A 19,372-nucleotide genomic window follows, 5' to 3' on the forward strand; every position below is an offset into this window, starting at 1 on the left:
ATCCTCACTGATTTGCGGTCAGTGTTACCTTGGTTGGGGGGAGGGGTTCAATCTCGGGTCTGAGACCCAGCAGGGGGGCGGTGCGCCGGATCAGCTCGGCGGCGACGGGGACGGCCGTCCAGCCCGCCGTGCGCCGCGGCTCCGAGCCGGAATTGTCCGACGCCTCGTCCAAGGTGACGATCAGCACGTAGGCCGGGTCGCTGGCCGGAAAGACCGTCGCGAAGGTGTTGATATTCTTGTCCTTGTGGTATCCGCGCCCGTCCGATTTGACCTTGTTGGCCGTTCCGGTCTTGCCGCCCACGTCGTAGCCGGGCACCCGCCCGAAGCTGGCCGTGCCGCGCAAGACCACGTCGCGCAGCATCTTCGCGCTGGCGGCCGAAACCTCGGGCGACACGATGCGCGGACCGGGCTCGACCCGGCCGCGCTTCAGCAGCGTGGGCTTCACCAAGGTGCCGCCGTTCAGCAGCGACGCGTAGGCGCTGGCCAAATGCAGCGGCGATGCCGAGAATCCGTGCCCGTAGGACGCGGTGATGGTGACGATGTCCGACCATTGCTTCGGCACCAGCGGTTTGGCGCCGGGCGCCTCGATCAGCTCGATGGGCGTCGGCTCGAACACGCCGAGCCGGGCCAGGAATTCCTTTTGCCGCTGGGCGCCGATCTGCAAGGCCATCTTGGCGGTGCCCACGTTCGACGATTTCACGATCACATCCGTGACCGACAGAAGAGGTCCGTAATTCTTGTTCTGGAATTCCTTGATCTTGAACCGGCCCCACTTCATCGGCGCGTTCGCATCCACCATGGTCTGCGGCCCGACCAGCCCCAGCTCCATCGCCTGCGCGGTGGTGAAGATCTTGAAGGTCGAGCCCAGCTCATAAACCCCCTGCACCGCCCGGTTGAAGAGCGGGCTGTCGGACGCATCACCCTGGATCAACGGGCGCGGACGGTCGTTGGGATCGAAATCGGGCAGGCTGGCCATGGCGATGACTTCGCCGGTATGCACGTCCATCAGGATGCCCGCGGCGCCCTTGGCGTTCATCAGTTTCATGCCGCCATAAAGCACCTCGCGCATGGCGCTCTGCACGGTCAGGTCCAGCGAAAGCTGCAGCGGAGCGCCGCCATTGGCCGGATCCCGCAGATAGTCGTCGAAGGCCTTTTCCACGCCCGCCACGCCGATGACTTCCGCCGAATGGACGCCTTCGCGCCCGAAGCTGGCACCCCCCAGCACATGCGCGGCCAGCTTGCCGTTGGGATAAAGCCGCATCTCGCGTGGGCCGAACAGCAGGCCGGGATCGCCGATATCGTGGACCGCCTGGCGCTGCTCGGGGCTGAGTTTCTTCTTGATCCAGATGAACTTGCGGTCGCCCGTGAAATCCTTCAGCAGCCGCGCCTCGTCCAGATCGGGGAAGATCTCGACCAGCTTGCGCGCGGCCCCCGCCTTGTCGATCATGTGCGGCGGCTGGGCATAAAGCGCATAGGTGCTCAGGTTCGTGGCCAGAAGACGGCCCCTGCGGTCGATGATGTCGGCCCGCTGGGCCACGATGTTCGACGCGGACACGGCGGCGCGCGGCTCCATCGGCTCGGACGCGGCCATCAGGCCCATCCGCGCGCCCACGACCGAAAAGGCGCAAAAGAAGAACAGCGCCAGCACCAGCAGCCGCCCTTCGGCCCTGAGCCGGGCGCGGTCGCGCATTTCCTCGTGGCGCAGGCGCAGGTTCTCGCGCTCGATGGCGTCGGGATTCTCGCCGCGCTCGCGGGCATCCAGGATGCGGGCAAGCGGGCGCAATGGCGTGCGGATCATGGCTGACCCCCTGTGCTGTCGAGCGTGATGGGATTAATGATCGGCCCCAGCGCGCGCTGTCCGGGATAGCCGATCTGCGTCACGCGGGCGAATTGCTCGGGCGTCAGCGGCAGCAGGCCCAGCCGGTCGAAGTTCAGATCGGCAAGGTCACGCAGCCGCTCGGGACGGTTCAGATACGCCCATTCGGCGCGCAGGATGGCCAGCGTCTCGCGCTCGGTGCCGATCTGCGCCTGCAGGCGGTCCACGTCCGTCAGCACCATCTGGGTCTCGAAATTCTCGGAATAGGCCCAAAAGGCCAGCGCCATGACCGCCAGGCCCGGCAGAATGAAAAGAAGTGTGCGCATGGTCTAGTGTCCCCCCTCCAGGTCGATCTTCGGCAGTCCCAGCCGGGTGCGATCCACCGGCCCCGCGGGCGCGTCGGTGCGGCGCGCCATCCGCAGACGCGCCGAGCGGGCCCGCGGATTGGCGCGCAACTCGGCCTCGTCCGCGGCGATTCCCTTGCTCACATCGGTGAATTGCGGTGCGGCGTCTTCGGTCGCGGGCGCGTAGCGGTTGGCATTGCCGCCCCCGCCCGAGCGCGCCTGAAAGAAGCGTTTGACCACACGATCCTCCAGCGAATGGAAGCTGACGACCGCCAGCCAGCCGCCCGGCTCCAGCGCGCGCTCGGCGGCCTCGAGCCCCTGGACGAGCTGCCCGAACTCATCGTTCACGGCGATCCTGAGCGCCTGGAAGGTGCGGGTCGCCGGATGGCTCTGTCCCGGCTTCGGCCGCGGCAGGGCGCGCTCGACAAGGCCCGCCAGCTGCCCGGTCGTGGTGATCGGCGCCTCGGCGCGCGCACGGACAATGGCCCGCGCGATCCGGCGCGAGGCACGGTCTTCGCCGTATTGATAGATGATGTCGGCCAGCCGCGATTCCTCGACCTGCGCCACCAGATCGGCCGCCGTGGGCCCGCTATCGCCCATCCGCATGTCGAGCGGCCCGTCGCGCAGGAACGAAAATCCGCGCTGGGGCTGGTCCAGCTGCATCGACGACACGCCAAGGTCCAGCACCACGCCCTGCACCGGTCCGCCCGCCAGCGTGTCGAGATCCGAAAACGTGCCCTGCACCAGGTGCAGCCTGTCGCCGCATTCGTCGGCCCAGGAGGCCGCCAGGGCGAACACCGACGGGTCGCGATCGATGCCGATCACGCGCGCGGCACCCGCATCCAGCAGACCGCGGGCGTAGCCCCCCGCGCCGAAGGTGCCGTCGACCCAGATGCCCGAGACGGGCGCGCAATGGCTCAGGATCGGACCAAGCAGGACGGGGGTATGCGGCGGGCGGTCGTCCATGGCGCCACCGCTCATTCCGCAAGGTCCAGGTTTCCACCCAGGTAGACCGACGGATCCAGGTTGGGATCCAAGTCGTCCTCGGCCCGCAGATGGTCGAGCGCCGCGTTCTCGTAGGTCTCGGGTTTGTAGATCAGGAATGTATCGCTGTTGCCGACCACGATCGCGGTATCGGTCAGACCGATCTTGTTGCGCAGGGTCGCGTTCAACACGATGCGGCCGGTATCGTCCAGCGTGACGGGCTGGACCTGGTGGGCATAGAGGCGCTGCAACTCGGCGCGCTTGCGCGATCCGCGGTCCATGCGCTGGATTTGGCGGTGGATATCCATCAGGTCCTTGACGGAATGCACTTCAAGATAGTCGCGCCGCTCGTCTCCGTATACGACGACCATGCGGGCCTGCTTGCCCTCCTCCCATTCGGGATCGTTCTTTTCCAGGAGTCGGCGAAAATCAGCGGGAACCGACAGCCGCCCTTTGCTGTCGATCTTGTTCTCGTGCAGGCCGATATACATGCCGCCGAACAAAGTCCCGTCTCCTATACCCTATTCCGATTCAGCCTCGTGTGCTAAAACGGAAAACGGCGACCGGAACTGCTGCCACTGTTCCGATCGCCGCCCTCGTCCCGTTTCCGGGGTGTCCGATCGCGCGCGCCACCTGGGGGGATGTCTGCTCGCCCGCGCGCCGGATCTCGATGTCACGAAGAAGTTTGCCTGTATGAAACCTAAGCCTCTGTTTTCGTTGGACCGTTCAGATCTTTGCGTCTGCCTGTGTCCTGCTCTTCGATGAATTAGGGATCGCATGGGAAACCATGGGAGGCAACAAAAATCTGCAGCGGCAGAGCGGATCCGCGCGCGCCCGGACTGCGCCGATGGCCGCGCAAATGGCGGATTCAGCCCCGAAAGCGCCCGATGGTGAGGTGTGGTCCTGATTTCACCACTACATATGGTGTGAGATATTTTTGCCAAAGCTGGGCAAGTTTTTTGAAATCTTGCAGCCAGGCCCCGCGTCTCGGCTGAAGCGCGCGCCCTGATGCGCCGCTCCATGTGCTCACCGCCGCATCAAAGAGCCGTCTCGAACCCGAATCCCAGACGGCAGCGCGAGTCGGGCGCAGTCTCTGCACCGATTCCCATGCCGGCCCAATCGCGTTCCCATGCCGTCCCAAGTCGCATAGCTCTCCGCCCGGGCCGGGCTCCGCCGCGGCGAGCGAAATGGCGGCCGCACGGATCCAGGCGGGGTTCCATGCAAATGCTGCATAGCGGCATTGCCGAGACGCCCATTGTGCAGGTGCAGCAATTTCTTAGGTTTGGGTCAACGCCAGCCGGATACCGATCCGCTGGTCACCTAGATAGACGAATGAGAGGACCGTAATGGCCACTTTGACCCAGACCTCACCGATCGCCGCCCGCCCCGGCAGGCTGAACCGTATCACGTCCGACATGCGCGCACGTTTCACGCGCTGGCAGACCTACCGCCGCACGTTCAACGAGTTGCAGGCCCTCAGCGGCCGCGAGCTGAACGATCTCGGCCTGTCGCGCTCGGCGATCCGAAGCGTCGCACTGGACGCCGCCTACGGGCATCGCGACTGAACACATGCCTTCGGCGGACGCCTGTCCGCTATGGCTCAAGGCTTCCGGCACATATAGCCGGATCAGAACGCGGCCTTTCCCAGCCTCCCTGGGGTGGTCGCGCTAAGCGACGGGGTCGACCTCCTCCCCGGCCCCGTCGCCGCATAACCTGGGCAACAGATCGTCCGGGTGCCGCCCGTCAGGCGGACATGCGCGTCAGTCCGATCGCGTCGTATTCCAGAACAGCCACCAATTCCGAGATCGAGACAGGCTTGCGCAGCACGGCCGCGATGTTGGGCGCCATGCAGAACAATTCGCCACGCGCGAACAGCGACGTTCCGGTCACGATCACGACCCGACATTCGGGATTGGTATAGGTGGCCAGCGCCGCGACGCTCAGGCCGCTCTCTTCGCCCAGGCAGAGGTCCAGCACCACGGCGTCGTAGGACTTGGTCATCAATTTCTTGCGGGCCGCTTCGGCGTCACGGATCACGTCGACCTCGTGGCCTTCTTCTTCCAGCACGTCGCTCCAGATACAGCAAATGGCCGGATCATCGTCCACAACCAGCATCTTCATTTTCAGGCCCCCACACTCACGTCGCGTGACCAGTATCGCGCAGAGCCGTTAAAGAAAGTTGAAAGCGGGGCCTAGAACGGCACGTCGTCGGCCCGGTCGGCGTCAACCAAGAACTTGCTGACAACCTTCTTCTGGCCCGCCTTGTCAAAGCGGATATCAAGCTTGTCGCCTTCGATGCCCGTGACCGTCCCGTAGCCGAATTTCGTATGGAAAACGCGGTCTTCCACCGTGAAGGACGATATGGCCTGCGCGTCGATCACGATATTCCGGCTCTCGGTCGGCTGGCGCATGGGGCGATTGGCGCTGCGTTCCTGCAGCCGCCGCCAACCGGGCGAATTGTAGACATCGGCGCGGCTGACACGGTCGTGCAAGTCGCTGTTCTGCGCCGCCATGATCGCGGGCGACGCGCTGGCCGCCATGCCCGCCGCACCGTAGCCGCCGCCGTAAAGTCCGGGCGGCGTCAGCACTTCCACGTGCTCGGGAGGCAACTCGTCGATGAACCGCGACGGCAGCGACGATTGCCACTGGCCATAGACCCGGCGGTTGGCGGCGAAGCTGATCGTGCACAGCCGCTCGGCCCGGGTGATGCCCACATAGGCCAGTCGGCGCTCTTCCTCGAGCCCCTTCAGACCCGATTCGTCCATGCTGCGCTGCGACGGGAACAGCCCGTCTTCCCAGCCCGGAAGGAAGACCGCCGGAAATTCCAGGCCCTTGGCGGCGTGCAGCGTCATGACGCTGATCTTCGCGCCGCCCTCTTCCGTCTCGTTGTCCATGATCAGCGCGACGTGTTCCAGGAAGCCCTGCAGGTTCTCGAACTGCTCCAGCGCCTTCACCAGTTCCTTCAGGTTTTCCAGCCGTCCCGGCGCCTCAGGCGTCTTGTCGTTCTGCCAATGCGCGGTGTAGCCAGACTCTTCCAAAATGATCTCGGCCAGCTCGATATGGCTCTGGCCGTCCTTGCGGGTCAGCTCGTGCCAGCGCGCCAGGTTGTCCACCAGCACCCGCAGCTCGGCCGCGCCCTTGCCGCCGATCCCCTTGTCGGCCAGCAGGATTCGCGCCCCGTCGATCAGCGTGGCACCATGGCTGCGCGCGGTGCGCTGGATGTTCTGCTGCGCCTTGTCGCCAAGGCCCCGCTTGGGAGTATTAACGATGCGCTCGAAGGCAAGGTCGTCATCCGGCGACACGGCGCAGCGGAAATAGGCCATGGCATCGCGGATCTCGAGCCGCTCGTAGAAACGCGGGCCCCCGATCACGCGATAGGGCAGTCCGATGGTCAGGAACCGGTCCTCGAAGGCGCGCATCTGGTGGGACGCGCGCACCAGGATCGCCATGTCGTCCAGCGACACCGGGTCAAGCCCGCGGGTGCCGCGTTGCAGCGCCTCGACCTCTTCGCCGATCCAGCGGGCTTCTTCCTCGCCGTCCCAATGGCCGATCAGGCGCACCTTTTCGCCCTTGCTCAGATCCGTGAACAGCGTCTTGCCCAGCCGCCCCTTGTTGGCGTCGATGACACCGGCGGCGGCCGCCAGGATATGGGGGGTCGAGCGATAGTTCTGTTCCAGCCGCACCACCTTGGCGCCGGGAAAGTCCTTTTCGAACCGCAGGATGTTGCCCACCTCGGCGCCGCGCCAGCCATAGATCGACTGGTCGTCGTCGCCCACGCAGCAGATGTTCTTGTGGCCCTGGGCCAGCAACCGCAGCCACAGGTACTGGGCCACGTTCGTGTCCTGGTATTCGTCCACCAGGATATAGCGGAACCAACGCTGGTATTGCGCCAGCACGTCCGGGTGGTCCTGGAAGATCGTCACCATGTGCAGCAGCAGGTCGCCGAAATCCACGGCGTTCAGGGTCTTCAGCCGCTCCTGGTAATAGTCGTAAAGCTCGGTGCCGCGGTGGTTGAACGCGCCCGCCTCGGCTGCGGGTACCTTGTCCGGCGTCCAGGCACGGTTCTTCCACTGGTCGATATGACCGGCCAGTTGCCGCGCGGGCCAGCGTTTTTCGTCGATGTTCTCGGCCACGATCAACTGCTTCAGCAGCCGGATTTGGTCGTCGGTGTCCAGGATGGTGAAGTTCGACTTCAGCCCCACCAGTTCGGCGTGACGGCGCAGCAGCTTCACGCAGATCGCGTGGAAGGTGCCAAGCCACGGCATCCCCTCGACCGTCTGGCCCAACAGGTGCCCGACGCGGTTCTTCATCTCGCGCGCCGCCTTGTTGGTGAAGGTCACTGCCAGGATCTCGTTCGGGCGCGCCTTGCCCTGCGTCATCAGGTGCGCGATCCGCGCGGTCAGCGCGCGGGTCTTGCCGGTGCCCGCCCCCGCCAGCATCAGCACTGGGCCATCCAGCGTCTCGACGGCTTCGCGCTGGGCGGGGTTCAGGCCGTCCAGATAGGGCGCCGGACGCGCCGCCATGGCCTGCTGCGACAGCGGCGTGGCCGCCGCCTCGAAGGCGTCGTGTTCGTCGAAACTGCTCATGGGTCCCTTCTAGCGCGATCCCGGCCCCTTGGGAAGCCGGGTGTTCCACCTTCGTTCCGGTCTGTTCGCGGCGAAATGGTCGCGCTAGGGTCGCGCCATGATCGATGCGCTGATCTTTGCCGCGGTAGGCGGGCTGGCGATCCCCCTGGGCGGGGCGCTGGCGCTGGCGCTCGACCGGACGGCTGACCCAATGGAGCCGTGGGGGTACGGCGCCGTGGCGCTCGGCGGCGTTGCGCTGCTGGCAATCTTCGCGGCCATTGCCCCGCCGGGCCCGTTGGCCGCGGCCATCGGCCACGTGCTGCTGGCCGGGCGCGACGTGATCCTCGGCCTGCTCATGCTCTTCGCCGCGGGCGGGATCCTGTACCTGGTGTTCGAAGACGTGGCACCCGGCGCACCCGCGCGGGGGTCGGTCCTGCCGCCCTTGGGCGCGGTCGCGGGGTTCGGGCTGAGCCTTGCGGGCCACCTGGCACGACGAGGTGCGGGATGAGCGATCTCGACGACCGATTCCCGGCGCTGTCGGATCTTGCCGCGCGCGCGCGCCGCAGGGTGCCGCACTTCATCTGGGAATACCTCGATTCGGCGACCGGCAACGAAGCCGCCGCCCACCGCGCCGAGGCGGCGCTGGACGCCATCGCGCTGACCCCGCGCGCCTTGGTGAAATCGACGCCGGACCTCGCAACCACCCTGGTGGGTCAGCGCTTCGATCTGCCGGTGGGCATCGCGCCCGTGGGCATGTCCGGCTCGGTCTGGCCGGGGGCCGAAGCCGCCATGGCCCGCTCGGCCGCGCGGAACTGCGCGCCCTTCTGCCTGAGCACCGTCGCCGCCGCCACGCCCGAAGAGGTCGGTCCGCATCTGGGCGGCGGCACCGGCTGGTTCCAGCTCTACGCCCCCGCCGATCCCGAGATCCGCCGCGACATGCTGGCCCGCGCCCGCGACGCGGGCTTCACCGGGCTGATCCTGACCGTCGATCTGCAGGCAACGTCGCGGCGCGAACGGCAACGGCGCGCGCGGCTGACCAACCCCATGCGACTGACGCCGCGCATCGCGTGGCAGGCGGCGCTGGCGCCGCTCTGGGCCGCCGGGACGCTGCGCCACGGCACGCCCCGCTTGAAAACGCTCGAGAAATACGCCGATCCCAACTCGGCCACGGGTGCCACCGCGCATATCGGCTACCGGCTGCGCACGGCGCCCGACTGGGACTACCTGCGGGCGCTGCGCGACGAATGGGACGGCGCGCTGATGGTCAAGGGCGTGCTGCACCCCGATGACGCGGCCCGCGCGGCGCGGATCACCGACGCGGTCTGGGTGTCGAACCACGGTGGCCGCCAGTTCGAAGCCGCGCCCGCCCCCGCCGACGCCCTGCCCGCGATCCGCCAGGCCGTGGGACCGGACTATCCGCTGATCGCCGACGGGGCCGTGCGCTCGGGCACCGACGTGCTGCGGCTGCTCGCGCGCGGCGCCGATTTCGTCATGCTGGGCCGCGCGTTCCACCACGGCATGGCGGCGTTGGGCGAGCGTGGGGTGGACCACGTCTTTCACATCCTGCGCGAAGGACTGATCGCGGATTTGGGGCAGCTGGGTCTCGATCGGCCCACCCAGGCCCGCGATCTGGATGCTTAAAGTTTTCAGTGCATTCCCGTTTTTGTGGTAACCGGGCTTTAAGATTGGTTGCCTAAGCTTTGAGAAGTTACTTCGAAAGCTACAGGGACACTATGTTCACATCCGACGATACAGGGACGCTCGAAACACTCATCGATTCCTTCCAAGTGCCGATGTTCATCGCCGACGCCCATTCCGACCGCCACGACCGTTTCACCCTGCGCGCGATCAACGATGCGCACACCCAGGCCAGCAAGATGGAGCGCGCTCAGGTGCGCGACATGGAAATCTTTTCACTCCTGCCCCGCGCCGACGCGGAAGCGATCAACGACAACTACGCCCGCTGTCTTCAACGCGGCCGCCCGATGGAATACAGCGAAGAGCTGACGATCAACGGCGCGATCACCCGTTGGCACACGACCCTGGTGCCCACCCGGTCCGAAACCGGCCGGTCCCGCGTGGTCGGCAACGCCGTGCTGGTCGAACGCCAGCCCGCCCGGAACGGGCACCGCCGCGTGTTCGAAGACATCAATTACTTCTCGGTCCAGTCGCAGTTCCAGCTCAGCCGCGTGTCCGCCTACCTCGATGCGCTGGAACATCGCTGCGCACAGGATGTCAGTTGCACCGACCTGAGCATCCTGTCCGCGCTGTGCCGGACGGTGGACCGGACCCTGCAGGACATCCGCAAATTGGCCGAGCCGCGCGCGGTCGACACCATCGACGCCAAGCCGACCTATCTCATGGATGCCCAAAACCTGAGCAGCCGTCCCAGCGCCGACCCGGTGCGCCGCTCGCTGGAGCGGTTGTCGTCGATCATGTCCCAGGCGCATTAACGAATGCGGCTCTGACCCCTTTCAAGTCGTCCAAGGCACGCTAAGCTGCACCCGCAGCAACAGGAGAGCGTCGCCATGGCCGATTTCAAGAAGATCCTGATCGCCAATCGCGGCGAGATCGCAATCCGCGTGATGCGGGCCGCCAACGAGCTGGGCAAACGCACCGTCGCCGTCTACGCCGACGAGGACAAGCTCAGCCTGCACCGCTTCAAGGCGGACGAAGCCTACCTGATCGGCGAAGGCCTGGGTCCCGTCGCGGCCTATCTCTCGATCGAAGAAATCATCCGCGTGGCCCGGAAATGCGGCGCCGACGCGATCCATCCCGGCTACGGGCTGCTGTCGGAAAACCCCGATTTCGTCGACGCCTGCGCCGCCGCGGGCATCACCTTCATCGGCCCCAAGGCCGAAACCATGCGCCAGCTCGGCGACAAGGCCAGCGCCCGGCGCGTGGCAATCGAGGCCGGCGTGCCGGTGATCCCCGCCACCGAGGTCCTGGGCGACGACATGGACGCGATCCGCGCCGAGGCGGCCGAGATCGGCTATCCGCTGATGCTGAAGGCCAGCTGGGGCGGCGGCGGACGCGGCATGCGCCCCATCGCCAACGAGAAGGAGCTGGAAGAAAAGGTGCGCGAAGGCCGTCGCGAAGCCGAAGCCGCCTTCGGCAACGGCGAAGGCTACCTGGAAAAGATGATCCTGCGCGCCCGCCACGTGGAAGTGCAGATCCTGGGCGACCAGTACGGCGCCATCTACCACCTGTGGGAACGCGACTGCTCGGTCCAGCGCCGCAACCAGAAGGTCGTCGAACGCGCGCCCGCCCCTTACCTGTCGGGCGCCCAGCGCGAAAAGCTCTGCAACCTGGGCAAGAAGATCGCCGAACACGTGGGCTACGAATGCGCGGGCACCATCGAGTTCCTGATGGACATGGAAACCGGTGATTTCTTCTTCATCGAAGTGAACCCGCGCGTGCAGGTCGAACACACCGTGACCGAGGAGGTCACCGGCATCGACATCGTGCGCGCCCAGATCCTGATCGCCGAGGGCAAGTCCCTGGTCGAAGCCACCGGCACCGCGTCGCAATACGACGTGCAGCTCGACGGCCACGCCATCCAGTGCCGCATCACCACCGAGGATCCGACCAACAACTTCATCCCCGATTACGGCCGCATCACCGCCTATCGCGGCGCCACCGGCATGGGCATCCGGCTGGACGGCGGCACCGCCTATTCGGGCGCGGTCATCACGCGCTACTACGACAGCCTGCTGGAAAAGGTCACCGCCTGGGCCCCCACGCCCGAAGCCGCGATCGCCCGCATGGACCGCGCCCTGCGCGAGTTCCGCATCCGCGGCGTCAGCACCAACATCGCCTTCGTCGAGAACCTGCTGAAGCACCCGACCTTCCTGAACTACGAATACCACACCAAGTTCATCGACCAGACGCCCGAGCTCTTCGACTTCGCCCCGCGCCGCGACCGCGCCACGAAGATCCTGCGCTACATCGCCGACATCAGCGTCAACGGCCACCCCGAGACCGAGGGCCGCGCCCTGCCCCGCGCCGATCTGGGCATCCCCAAGCCGCCCGCGCCGCGCACCGACGGCATCCCCCACGGCACGCGCCACATCCTCGACGAATTCGGCCCCCAGGCCGTCGCCGACTGGATGGCCGAACAGCCGCACCTGCTGATCACCGACACCACCATGCGGGACGGCCACCAGTCGCTGCTGGCCACCCGCATGCGCTCGATCGACATGATCCGCGTGGCGCCCGCCTACGCCGCCAACATGAGCGGGCTCTACTCGATGGAATGCTGGGGCGGCGCGACCTTCGACGTGGCCTACCGGTTCCTGCAGGAATGCCCGTGGCAGCGCCTGCGCGACCTGCGTGCGGCCATGCCCAACCTGATGACCCAGATGCTGCTGCGCGCCAGCAACGGCGTGGGCTACACCAACTACCCCGACAACGTGGTGCAGGCCTTCATCAAGCAGGCGGCCACCAGCGGTGTCGACGTGTTCCGGGTGTTCGACAGTCTCAACTGGGTAGAAAACATGCGCGTCGCCATGGACGCCGTGATCGCGCAGAACAAGGTCTGCGAAGGCACGATCTGCTACACCGGCGACATGATGGACCCCGATCAGAACAAGTACGACCGGGCCTATTACGTGCAGATGGGCAAGGACCTGAAGGCCGCGGGCGCGCATATCCTGGGCCTGAAGGACATGGCGGGGCTGCTGAAGCCGGGCGCAGCGCGGGTGCTCATCGAGGCGCTGAAGGAAGAAGTCGGCCTGCCGATCCACTTCCACACCCACGACACGGCCGGCATCGCCAGCGGCACGATCCTGGCGGCTAGCGAGGCGGGCGTGGACGCCGTCGATTGCGCCATGGACGCGCTGTCCGGCAACACCAGCCAGGCCACCATGGGCACCGTGGTCGAGGCGCTGCGCCACACCGAGCGCGACACGGGCCTCGACATTGGCGCCATCCGCGAAATCAGCAATTACTGGGAAGCGGTGCGCGACCACTACGCCGCGTTCGAATCCGGCATGCAGGCCCCCGCCTCTGAAGTTTACCTGCACGAAATGCCCGGCGGCCAGTTCACCAACCTCAAGGCGCAGGCGCGGTCCATGGGGCTCGAGCATCGCTGGCACGAGGTCGCGCAGACCTACGCGGACGTGAACGACATGTTCGGCGATATCGTGAAGGTCACGCCCAGCTCGAAGGTCGTGGGCGACATGGCCCTGATGATGGTGAGCCAAGGTCTGACCCGGGCCGAGGTGGAAAACCCGAAAAAGGACGTGTCCTTCCCGGATTCGGTGGTCGAGATGATGAAGGGCGCGCTCGGCCAGCCCCCCGGCGGCTGGCCCGACGCCATCCAGAAGAAGGTGCTGAAGGGCGAAAAGCCCCTGCAGGACCGCCCCGGCAAGCACCTGAAGCCAGTCGATCTGGAGGCCGCGCGCGCACAGGCGTCGAAAGCCGCGGGCGGTGTCGAAATCGACGACGAGGACCTGATGGGCTACCTGATGTATCCCAAGGTCTTCACCGATTACCGCCTGCGCCACGAGGATTACGGCCCCGTGCGCACCCTGCCCACCCAGACCTTCTTCTACGGGATGGAGCCCGGCGACCAGATCTCGGCCGAGATCGATCCGGGCAAGACGCTGGAAATCCGCCTGCAAGCCATGGGCGAGACCAACGACGCGGGCGAGGTGAAGGTCTTCTTCGAGCTCAACGGCCAGCCCCGCACCGTGCGCATCCCCAACCGCAAGCTCGCGGGCAGCGCCAAGGTCCGGCTCAAGGCCGAACTGGGCAATCCCAAGCATGTGGGCGCGCCCATGCCCGGGGTCGTCGGCTCGATCGCGATCGAGCCCGGCAAGGCCGTGAAGCAGGGCGACATGCTGCTGACCATCGAGGCCATGAAGATGGAGACGGGCCTGCACGCCGAAAACGACGGCATCGTGAAAGCCGTGCACGTCACGGCCGGCGCCCAGATCGACGCCAAGGACCTGTTGGTCGAGTTGGAATGAGGCCGCTCAGCCGGGCCTGAGCGTGCGATCCGACAGCAGCGCGGCCAGCGCGTCCAGCGCGGGCCGGATGCCGGGGTCGTTGCGGGCCGCATGGTGGGCGACCAGCCATTCCTCGTGGGCGAGGTCATCGATCTCGGGGCCGATGCGGGCCATCGGCTCGGCATCGCCCACGAAGGTCGGCAGCACGATCCGCGCCACCCCGGCGCGCGCCAGATCCAGCGCGGCGCGCGGGGTGCTGGCAGTGGTCACGACCCGCGCGCCCGGCTGCGCGTGCACCCATCGCGACGACGGTGGCGCGTCCGGCCCTTCGGGCAGGGTGACGAAGCCCTCGATCGCCTCCGACACCGCGTAGATGCCGTAAGTCACCCGTGCGGTGCGCCGCCCGGCCAGCCAGTCCTGCGTCGGCCTGCGGTTGCGGATCCCGATATCGGCAGCGCGCCGGGCGATATCCAGGTCCGCCGTCGACGGGACGAAGGCGGGCACCCAATCCGCCCCGGGCGACCACCAGCGTGATAGGTGACGGGCCAGATACCGGCAGGTCCAGTCGCCCCCCGTGATCCGCACGCCGAGCGGCCCGTTGCCGTCGGCCAGCGCCGCCGCGCGCTGCGACACGGCGCGCAGATCCGCCATCTCGCGGGCAAGCGCGTGCCCCTCGGCCGTCAGGTCGTATCCCCGCGCGCCCCTGTCGAACAGGCGGCGGCCCAGCTGGGTCTCAAGCGCGCCCATGCGGCGGCTGAGCGTCGGGACGCTCGCACCCGTCTGACGCGCGGCACGGGCCAGTGACCCCGTATCGGCCACCGCAAGGAACAATGCCAGGTCGTCGAGGGAGGGCGTGTCTTTCATTTCTGAAAGGTAACTTGCGAACTGCAGGCCTGCCAAGGCCCGTCTGCGCCGGTTTACCCTGACTTCGTTACTCAACAGAAAGGATATGCCATGTTCGTCCAGCATCGCAGCCACCTGAACCCGGATGCCGACAGCCCGGTGACGGGATACGAGGCGGAACGCCTGATCTGGTCCAAGCGCATCGCCGAAGCCCGCCGCGTCGCGCGCGCCGAACGGCGCGCCCGGCGGCGCGACGCCATCCGGAGGCTGGTCCGCCTGCCCATCCGATCGCGGTGGATCGCGCCGAAATTTCCCCTTGCGACGCGCCCCCGGCGGCGGTAAAGCCTGCCACACTCGATGATGCGGGCGTAGCTCAGGGGTAGAGCATAACCTTGCCAAGGTTAGGGTCGGGCGTTCGAATCGCCTCGCCCGCTCCATCGAGACAACGGACCGGTCTGGCGCGCGGGCGTAGCTCAGGGGTAGAGCATAACCTTGCCAAGGTTAGGGTCGGGCGTTCGAATCGCCTCGCCCGCTCCATCGAGACAACGGACCGGTCTGGCGCGCGGGCGTAGCTCAGGGGTAGAGCATAACCTTGCCAAGGTTAGGGTCGGGCGTTCGAATCGCCTCGCCCGCTCCATCGAGACAACGGACCGGTCTGGCGCGCGGGCGTAGCTCAGGGGTAGAGCATAACCTTGCCAAGGTTAGGGTCGTGAGTTCGAATCTCATCGCCCGCTCCAGACGGTTTCTTCCCCCGACTTATCCACACCCCTCGACACTCGCATAGCCAGCTTTAACTGTGCCTTTCCTTTACGTAGGGTCATCCGACCCCGCGCGATCCGGCAGGCCGCATTCTCGTTATCCACCGAGCGGAGAAGTTGTGACCGGCGGTCGGCACACAACCCCGACAGGCCCGGATCGATCACGGCACCCCGGGAGCGCGGCCCGTGACCCGAAGGTCAAAACCAGATGCCGCCCGCGCCGATCCGAAGCTCGTCCGAAACCGTCAACGCCGCCGCGCTAACCTGCCACCAGGTCACCGTCGCTCAGGCGCACGGAACGGTCCATCCGCGCGGCCAGTTCCAGGTTATGGGTCGCGATCAGCGCAGACAGGCCTGTATCGCGCACCAGCGCCATCAGCGCGGCGAACACCTTTTCGGACGTCTCGGGGTCCAGGTTGCCCGTGGGCTCGTCGGCCAGCAACAGGCGCGGCTGGTTGGCCAGCGCGCGACAGACCGCGACGCGCTGCTGCTCGCCGCCCGACATGGCCGACGGGCGGTGACCCGCGCGATGCTTCACGCCCACGCTGTCGAGCAGCGCCATGGCGCGCTGTTCCGCGTCCGCCTGACCGACCCCATCCGCAAGCTGCGGAAGGACGATGTTCTCGGCGGCGGTGAACTCGGGCAGCAGGTGGTGGAACTGGTAGACGAAGCCCACATCCGCGCGCCGCGCGCGGGTGCGCTTGCGGTCGGAAAGACCTGTCATGTCCTGCCCACCCAAAATCACGCGGCCCGCATCCGCGGTGTCCAGCAGCCCCGCGATATGCAGCAGCGTGGACTTGCCCGCGCCCGAAGGTGCCACCAGCGCCACGACCTCGCCCGCCTGAACCGACAGCGAACAGCCGCGCAGCACCCGCACCTCGCTGGGCAGGCCGCGGTTATAGGTCTTCTCGATGCCGTCCAGGCGCAACGTCTCACTCATAGCGCAATGCCTCGACCGGGCTCATCCGCGCTGCGCGGCGGGCCGGAAAGATCGTCACGATGAACGACAGCCCCAGCGACAAAGCCACCGCCGACAGCACGTCGCCCAGCTGCAGCTTGGCTGGCAGAGCATAGATGCCCCGGATCGACGGATCCCACGCCTGCCCGCCCGAGAAATAGTTGATGGCCGAGAAGATCGGATCGATCCAGATCGCGAAGGCGCAGCCCAGGATCACCCCGAACACCGTTCCCAGGATCCCCGTCATCGCGCCGCAGATGAAAAACACCCGCAGCACCGACCCCTCGGTCAGCCCGATCGTGCGCAGGATGCCGATGTCGCGGCCCTTGTTCTTCACCAGCATGATCAGCCCCGAAATGATGTTCATCGCCGCGATCAGCACCAGCACCGACAGGATCACGAACATCACGTTGTCCTCGATGTCGAGCGCCCGCAGGAACGCCCCCGACGCGTCGCGCCAGGTCCAGGTCAGCATGTTGGCGCCGGCCGCGTCCATCAGCGTGGGCGCCAACGCGTCCACCGCCTCGGGCTCTTCGACCATCACCTCGAGCTCGTCGGCCACGCCTTCGGAGTTGAAATAGATCTGCGCCTCGTCGAAGGGCATGTAGACCCGCGTGCGGTCGATGTCGTAGCGCCCGGCGGTGAAGACATAGACCACTTCGTAGTTCGATACGCGCGGCGACGTGCCGAACGCGGTCTGCACGCCGTTGGGCGAAATCAGCTGGATCGTGTCGCCCAGGCTGACCTGCAATTCGCGGCTGACGCCCGATCCGATGGCGATGCCCGGCACGCCCTCGGCGCCGAAGCGCGACAGATCGCCCCACGATTCCACCGGATCGGCGATCCGCGGGATGGTGTTCAGGTCGTCGGGGCGGATGCCGAACACCTCGACCCCGCTGGTATTGCCCCGCGCGCTGGCCATGACCTGGCCCTTGACCAGTGGCGCCACCCGCGTGACGCCCGGCACCTGCGCCACCCTAGCGGCGACCGCGTCGAAGTCTTCCAAATCGCGGCTCTGGTTGCCGTTCTCGTCCGCATAGACGCCCGAATAGACAGTGATATGCGCGTTCGCCCCCAGGATCGTATCCACGAACTCGTCGCGAAACCCCGAGCGAACGGCCAGCGTGGCGATCAGCGCGAAGACCGCCAGCGTGATGCCGATCAGCGAAATCCAGGTCATCACGCTGACGCCACCTTCGGCCCGCTTGGCCCTGAGATAGCGCCAGGCGATCATCCATTCGAAACGGGAAAACGGCGCGGTCTGCATGGGTCTGCGTCCTTGGATCGGGCTGGGGCGACACTTCGGCCTTCGCGCCTGCGGGGTCAAGCATGTGTGACGGGGAATTGACCCGCACCGATGCACGGCTAGGCTTAGGGGCATCATTCACGGTCGGCAAAGCGGTATCATCCCCCGACCCCGGCTCCCCAAAAGCACGAAGGGCTTTCCCCATGACCACATCCGGTATTCGCTATCCCTCCTTTCACCCCGGCCTCGAGGGCGCCGCGTCCGAAGTGGCCGACGGCACCCTGTCGCGCCGCGAGTTCCTGTCCCGCGCCACCGCGCTCGGCTTGAGCAGCACCGCCGCCTACGGCCTGCTCGGGGCCGCGGCCCCCAAGGCCCACGCGCAGGACCGCGCCGAGGGCGGCACGTTGCGCATCCAGATGGACGTGCGCGCGCTGAAGGACCCGCGAACCTATGACTGGCCGCAAATGGCGAACGTGACGCGCGGCTGGCTGGAATACCTGGCCGAATACCAGCGCGACGGCACGATCACCCCCATGCTGCTCGAGTCGTGGGAGGTCAGCGACGACGCCACCGAATACACGCTGAACGTCCGCCCGGGCATCACCTGGTGGAACGGCGACGCCTTCACTGCCGAACACGTGGCCCACAATATCGAGCGGTGGTGCGAGCGTGACGTGGAAGGCAACGCAATGGCCGCGCGCTTCGGCTCGCTGATCGACGACGACACCGGCAAGATCCGCGACGGCGCGATCGAGATCGTGGACGACACCACGCTGAAACTGACGCTTGGCGATGCCGATATCACCATCATCCCCAGCTTCACCGATTACCCGGCGGCCGTGGTCCACCCCGACTTCGACGGCGATCCGCTGACCGCCATCGGCACCGGCCCCTACATGTCCGACAGCTACGAGGTCGGCGTCGAAGCCGTGCTGGTCCCCAAACCCGACTTCACCTGGTGGGGCGCCGAGGTGTTCGGCCCCGCCCCTCTGGACGAGATCCGCTTCATCGACCTGGGCACAGATGCCTCGGCAGTCTTCGCGGCGGCGGATTCGGGCGAGGTCGACATGGTTTACGAATCGGTGGGCGATTTCGTGGACCTGATGGACACGCTGGGCTGGGTGCAGTCCGAAACCCCCACCAATGGCACGGTCGTCATTCGCCCCAACCAGAAGGCCGAGGTGAACGGTCAGACGCCCTATGCCGACGCGCGCGTGCGCCGCGCGCTGTCGCTGGCCTCCGACAACGCCACGCTGCTGCAGCTGGGCTATGGCGGGCGCGGCACGCTGGCCGCGAACCACCATGTCAGTCCGCTGCACCCCGAGTACGCCGATATCGGCCCGTCCCAATACGACCCCGAGCAGGCCATGGCGCTGATGGAAGAGGCCGGGATGGCCGATTACGAGCACGAGCTGATCTCGATCGACGACGACTGGCGCCGCAACACCTGCGACGCCATGGCCGCGCAACTGCGCGATGCGGGCATCAACGTGAAACGCACGGTGCTGCCGGGGGCGACGTTCTGGAACGACTGGGTGCAATACCCATTCTCGGCCACCGATTGGGGCGGGCGCCCCCTGGGCGTGCAGACGCTGTCATTGGCCTATCGCTCGGGCGTGCCGTGGAACGAAAGCGGGTTCTCGAACGATGAATTCGACGCGCTGCTGGACCGCGCCAAGGGCATCCCCGATCCCGACGAGCGCCGCGTGTTGATGGAGCAGATCGAGACGATCCTGCGCGAAGAAGGCGTGATCACGCAGCCCTACTGGCGGTCGATCTACCGTCACTATCGCGAGGACGTGGTCGGCGCCGAGATGCACCCGGTCTTCGAGATCCATCTCTACAAGCTGGGCCGCGCCGCCTGAAGGAACGGCCCCCGGTGCTCGCCGGGGGCCGTTTTTCTCAAG

16 protein-coding genes and 4 tRNA genes are annotated in these 19,372 nt (G+C 66.7%); 11 read left to right on the plus strand and 9 right to left on the minus strand.

What is annotated here, in order from left to right; all coding sequences use genetic code 11:
* Positions 1-4: 4 nt before the first annotated feature.
* Genes ILP92_RS05840 through ILP92_RS05855 form a run of 4 tightly spaced genes read right to left on the minus strand, consistent with a single transcriptional unit; the run spans position 5 to position 3,647 of the window.
* Positions 5-1,798 (minus strand): peptidoglycan D,D-transpeptidase FtsI family protein, encoded by a 1,794-nt coding sequence (locus tag ILP92_RS05840; protein ID WP_198915436.1) that lies wholly within the window; start codon positions 1,796-1,798, stop codon positions 5-7.
* On the minus strand, positions 1,795-2,142 hold the full coding sequence (gene ftsL, locus ILP92_RS05845) for a cell division protein FtsL (protein WP_198915437.1): 348 nt from the start codon (positions 2,140-2,142) through the stop codon (positions 1,795-1,797). Before ftsL ends, ILP92_RS05840 begins: the two co-directional genes overlap by 4 nt.
* A 3-nt stretch (positions 2,143-2,145) precedes the next feature.
* On the minus strand, positions 2,146-3,141 hold the full coding sequence (gene rsmH / locus ILP92_RS05850; RefSeq protein WP_235971147.1) for a 16S rRNA (cytosine(1402)-N(4))-methyltransferase RsmH: 996 nt from the start codon (positions 3,139-3,141) through the stop codon (positions 2,146-2,148).
* Positions 3,138-3,647 carry a division/cell wall cluster transcriptional repressor MraZ gene (locus tag ILP92_RS05855; RefSeq protein WP_235971151.1) on the minus strand — a complete coding sequence of 170 codons (510 nt, stop codon included), beginning with the start codon at positions 3,645-3,647 and terminating at the stop codon, positions 3,138-3,140. The genes rsmH and ILP92_RS05855 overlap by 4 nt, the downstream gene beginning before the upstream one ends.
* Before the next feature lie 843 nt (positions 3,648-4,490).
* On the opposite strand from ILP92_RS05855, the gene ILP92_RS05860 reads away from it, so the two are divergent.
* Positions 4,491-4,709: a DUF1127 domain-containing protein gene (locus ILP92_RS05860; protein ID WP_198915438.1), complete on the plus strand. Its 219-nt coding sequence runs from the start codon at positions 4,491-4,493 to the stop codon at positions 4,707-4,709.
* 178 nt (positions 4,710-4,887) lie between these two features.
* Here the strand turns inward: ILP92_RS05860 and ILP92_RS05865 are convergent, their stop codons facing one another.
* On the minus strand, positions 4,888-5,265 hold the full coding sequence (locus ILP92_RS05865) for a response regulator (RefSeq protein WP_198915439.1): 378 nt from the start codon (positions 5,263-5,265) through the stop codon (positions 4,888-4,890).
* A 71-nt stretch (positions 5,266-5,336) separates the two neighbouring features.
* Positions 5,337-7,730, minus strand: coding sequence for an ATP-dependent helicase (locus ILP92_RS05870; protein ID WP_198915440.1), 2,394 nt, complete (start codon positions 7,728-7,730; stop codon positions 5,337-5,339).
* 97 nt (positions 7,731-7,827) lie between these two features.
* On the opposite strand from ILP92_RS05870, the gene ILP92_RS05875 reads away from it, so the two are divergent.
* From ILP92_RS05875 to ILP92_RS05890, 4 genes are all read left to right on the plus strand, one after another.
* A complete protein-coding gene (locus ILP92_RS05875) occupies positions 7,828-8,217 on the plus strand; it encodes a hypothetical protein (RefSeq protein ID WP_198915441.1) in 390 nt (129 codons plus the stop codon).
* Positions 8,214-9,350, plus strand: coding sequence for an alpha-hydroxy acid oxidase (locus ILP92_RS05880; RefSeq protein WP_198915442.1), 1,137 nt, complete (start codon positions 8,214-8,216; stop codon positions 9,348-9,350). Before ILP92_RS05875 ends, ILP92_RS05880 begins: the two co-directional genes overlap by 4 nt.
* Before the next feature lie 152 nt (positions 9,351-9,502).
* Positions 9,503-10,162 (plus strand): PAS domain-containing protein, encoded by a 660-nt coding sequence (locus ILP92_RS05885; protein WP_235971182.1) that lies wholly within the window; start codon positions 9,503-9,505, stop codon positions 10,160-10,162.
* Positions 10,163-10,237: 75 nt separating this feature from the next.
* The gene (locus ILP92_RS05890; RefSeq protein WP_198915444.1) at positions 10,238-13,681 is read left to right on the plus strand and encodes a pyruvate carboxylase; all 3,444 of its coding nucleotides are present in this window, start codon (positions 10,238-10,240) and stop codon (positions 13,679-13,681) included.
* Positions 13,682-13,687: 6 nt separating this feature from the next.
* Here ILP92_RS05890 and ILP92_RS05895 read toward each other — a convergent pair whose 3' ends face one another.
* Positions 13,688-14,524: a LysR family transcriptional regulator gene (locus ILP92_RS05895; protein ID WP_198915445.1), complete on the minus strand. Its 837-nt coding sequence runs from the start codon at positions 14,522-14,524 to the stop codon at positions 13,688-13,690.
* Positions 14,525-14,614: 90 nt separating this feature from the next.
* On the opposite strand from ILP92_RS05895, the gene ILP92_RS05900 reads away from it, so the two are divergent.
* The 5 genes from ILP92_RS05900 (at position 14,615) to ILP92_RS05920 (ending at position 15,240) form a co-directional block, all read left to right on the plus strand.
* Positions 14,615-14,845 carry a hypothetical protein gene (locus ILP92_RS05900; RefSeq protein ID WP_198915446.1) on the plus strand — a complete coding sequence of 77 codons (231 nt, stop codon included), beginning with the start codon at positions 14,615-14,617 and terminating at the stop codon, positions 14,843-14,845.
* A gap of 20 nt (positions 14,846-14,865) precedes the next feature.
* Positions 14,866-14,940, plus strand: a tRNA-Gly gene (locus ILP92_RS05905).
* A gap of 25 nt (positions 14,941-14,965) precedes the next feature.
* Positions 14,966-15,040 (plus strand) — tRNA-Gly (locus ILP92_RS05910).
* A 25-nt stretch (positions 15,041-15,065) separates the two neighbouring features.
* A tRNA-Gly gene (locus ILP92_RS05915) sits at positions 15,066-15,140 on the plus strand.
* Between the two features lie 25 nt (positions 15,141-15,165).
* A tRNA-Gly gene (locus ILP92_RS05920) sits at positions 15,166-15,240 on the plus strand.
* A gap of 280 nt (positions 15,241-15,520) precedes the next feature.
* Here the strand turns inward: ILP92_RS05920 and ILP92_RS05925 are convergent.
* The gene (locus ILP92_RS05925; protein ID WP_198915447.1) at positions 15,521-16,201 is read right to left on the minus strand and encodes an ABC transporter ATP-binding protein; all 681 of its coding nucleotides are present in this window, start codon (positions 16,199-16,201) and stop codon (positions 15,521-15,523) included.
* On the minus strand, positions 16,194-17,486 hold the full coding sequence (locus ILP92_RS05930; protein ID WP_198915448.1) for a lipoprotein-releasing ABC transporter permease subunit: 1,293 nt from the start codon (positions 17,484-17,486) through the stop codon (positions 16,194-16,196). Before ILP92_RS05930 ends, ILP92_RS05925 begins: the two co-directional genes overlap by 8 nt.
* A gap of 182 nt (positions 17,487-17,668) precedes the next feature.
* On the opposite strand from ILP92_RS05930, the gene ILP92_RS05935 reads away from it, so the two are divergent.
* Positions 17,669-19,330, plus strand: coding sequence for an ABC transporter substrate-binding protein (locus ILP92_RS05935; protein WP_198915449.1), 1,662 nt, complete (start codon positions 17,669-17,671; stop codon positions 19,328-19,330).
* Positions 19,331-19,372 lie beyond the last annotated feature (42 nt).

This window comes from Palleronia pontilimi, assembly GCF_016412875.1.
Lineage (GTDB): Bacteria > Pseudomonadota > Alphaproteobacteria > Rhodobacterales > Rhodobacteraceae > Palleronia > Palleronia pontilimi.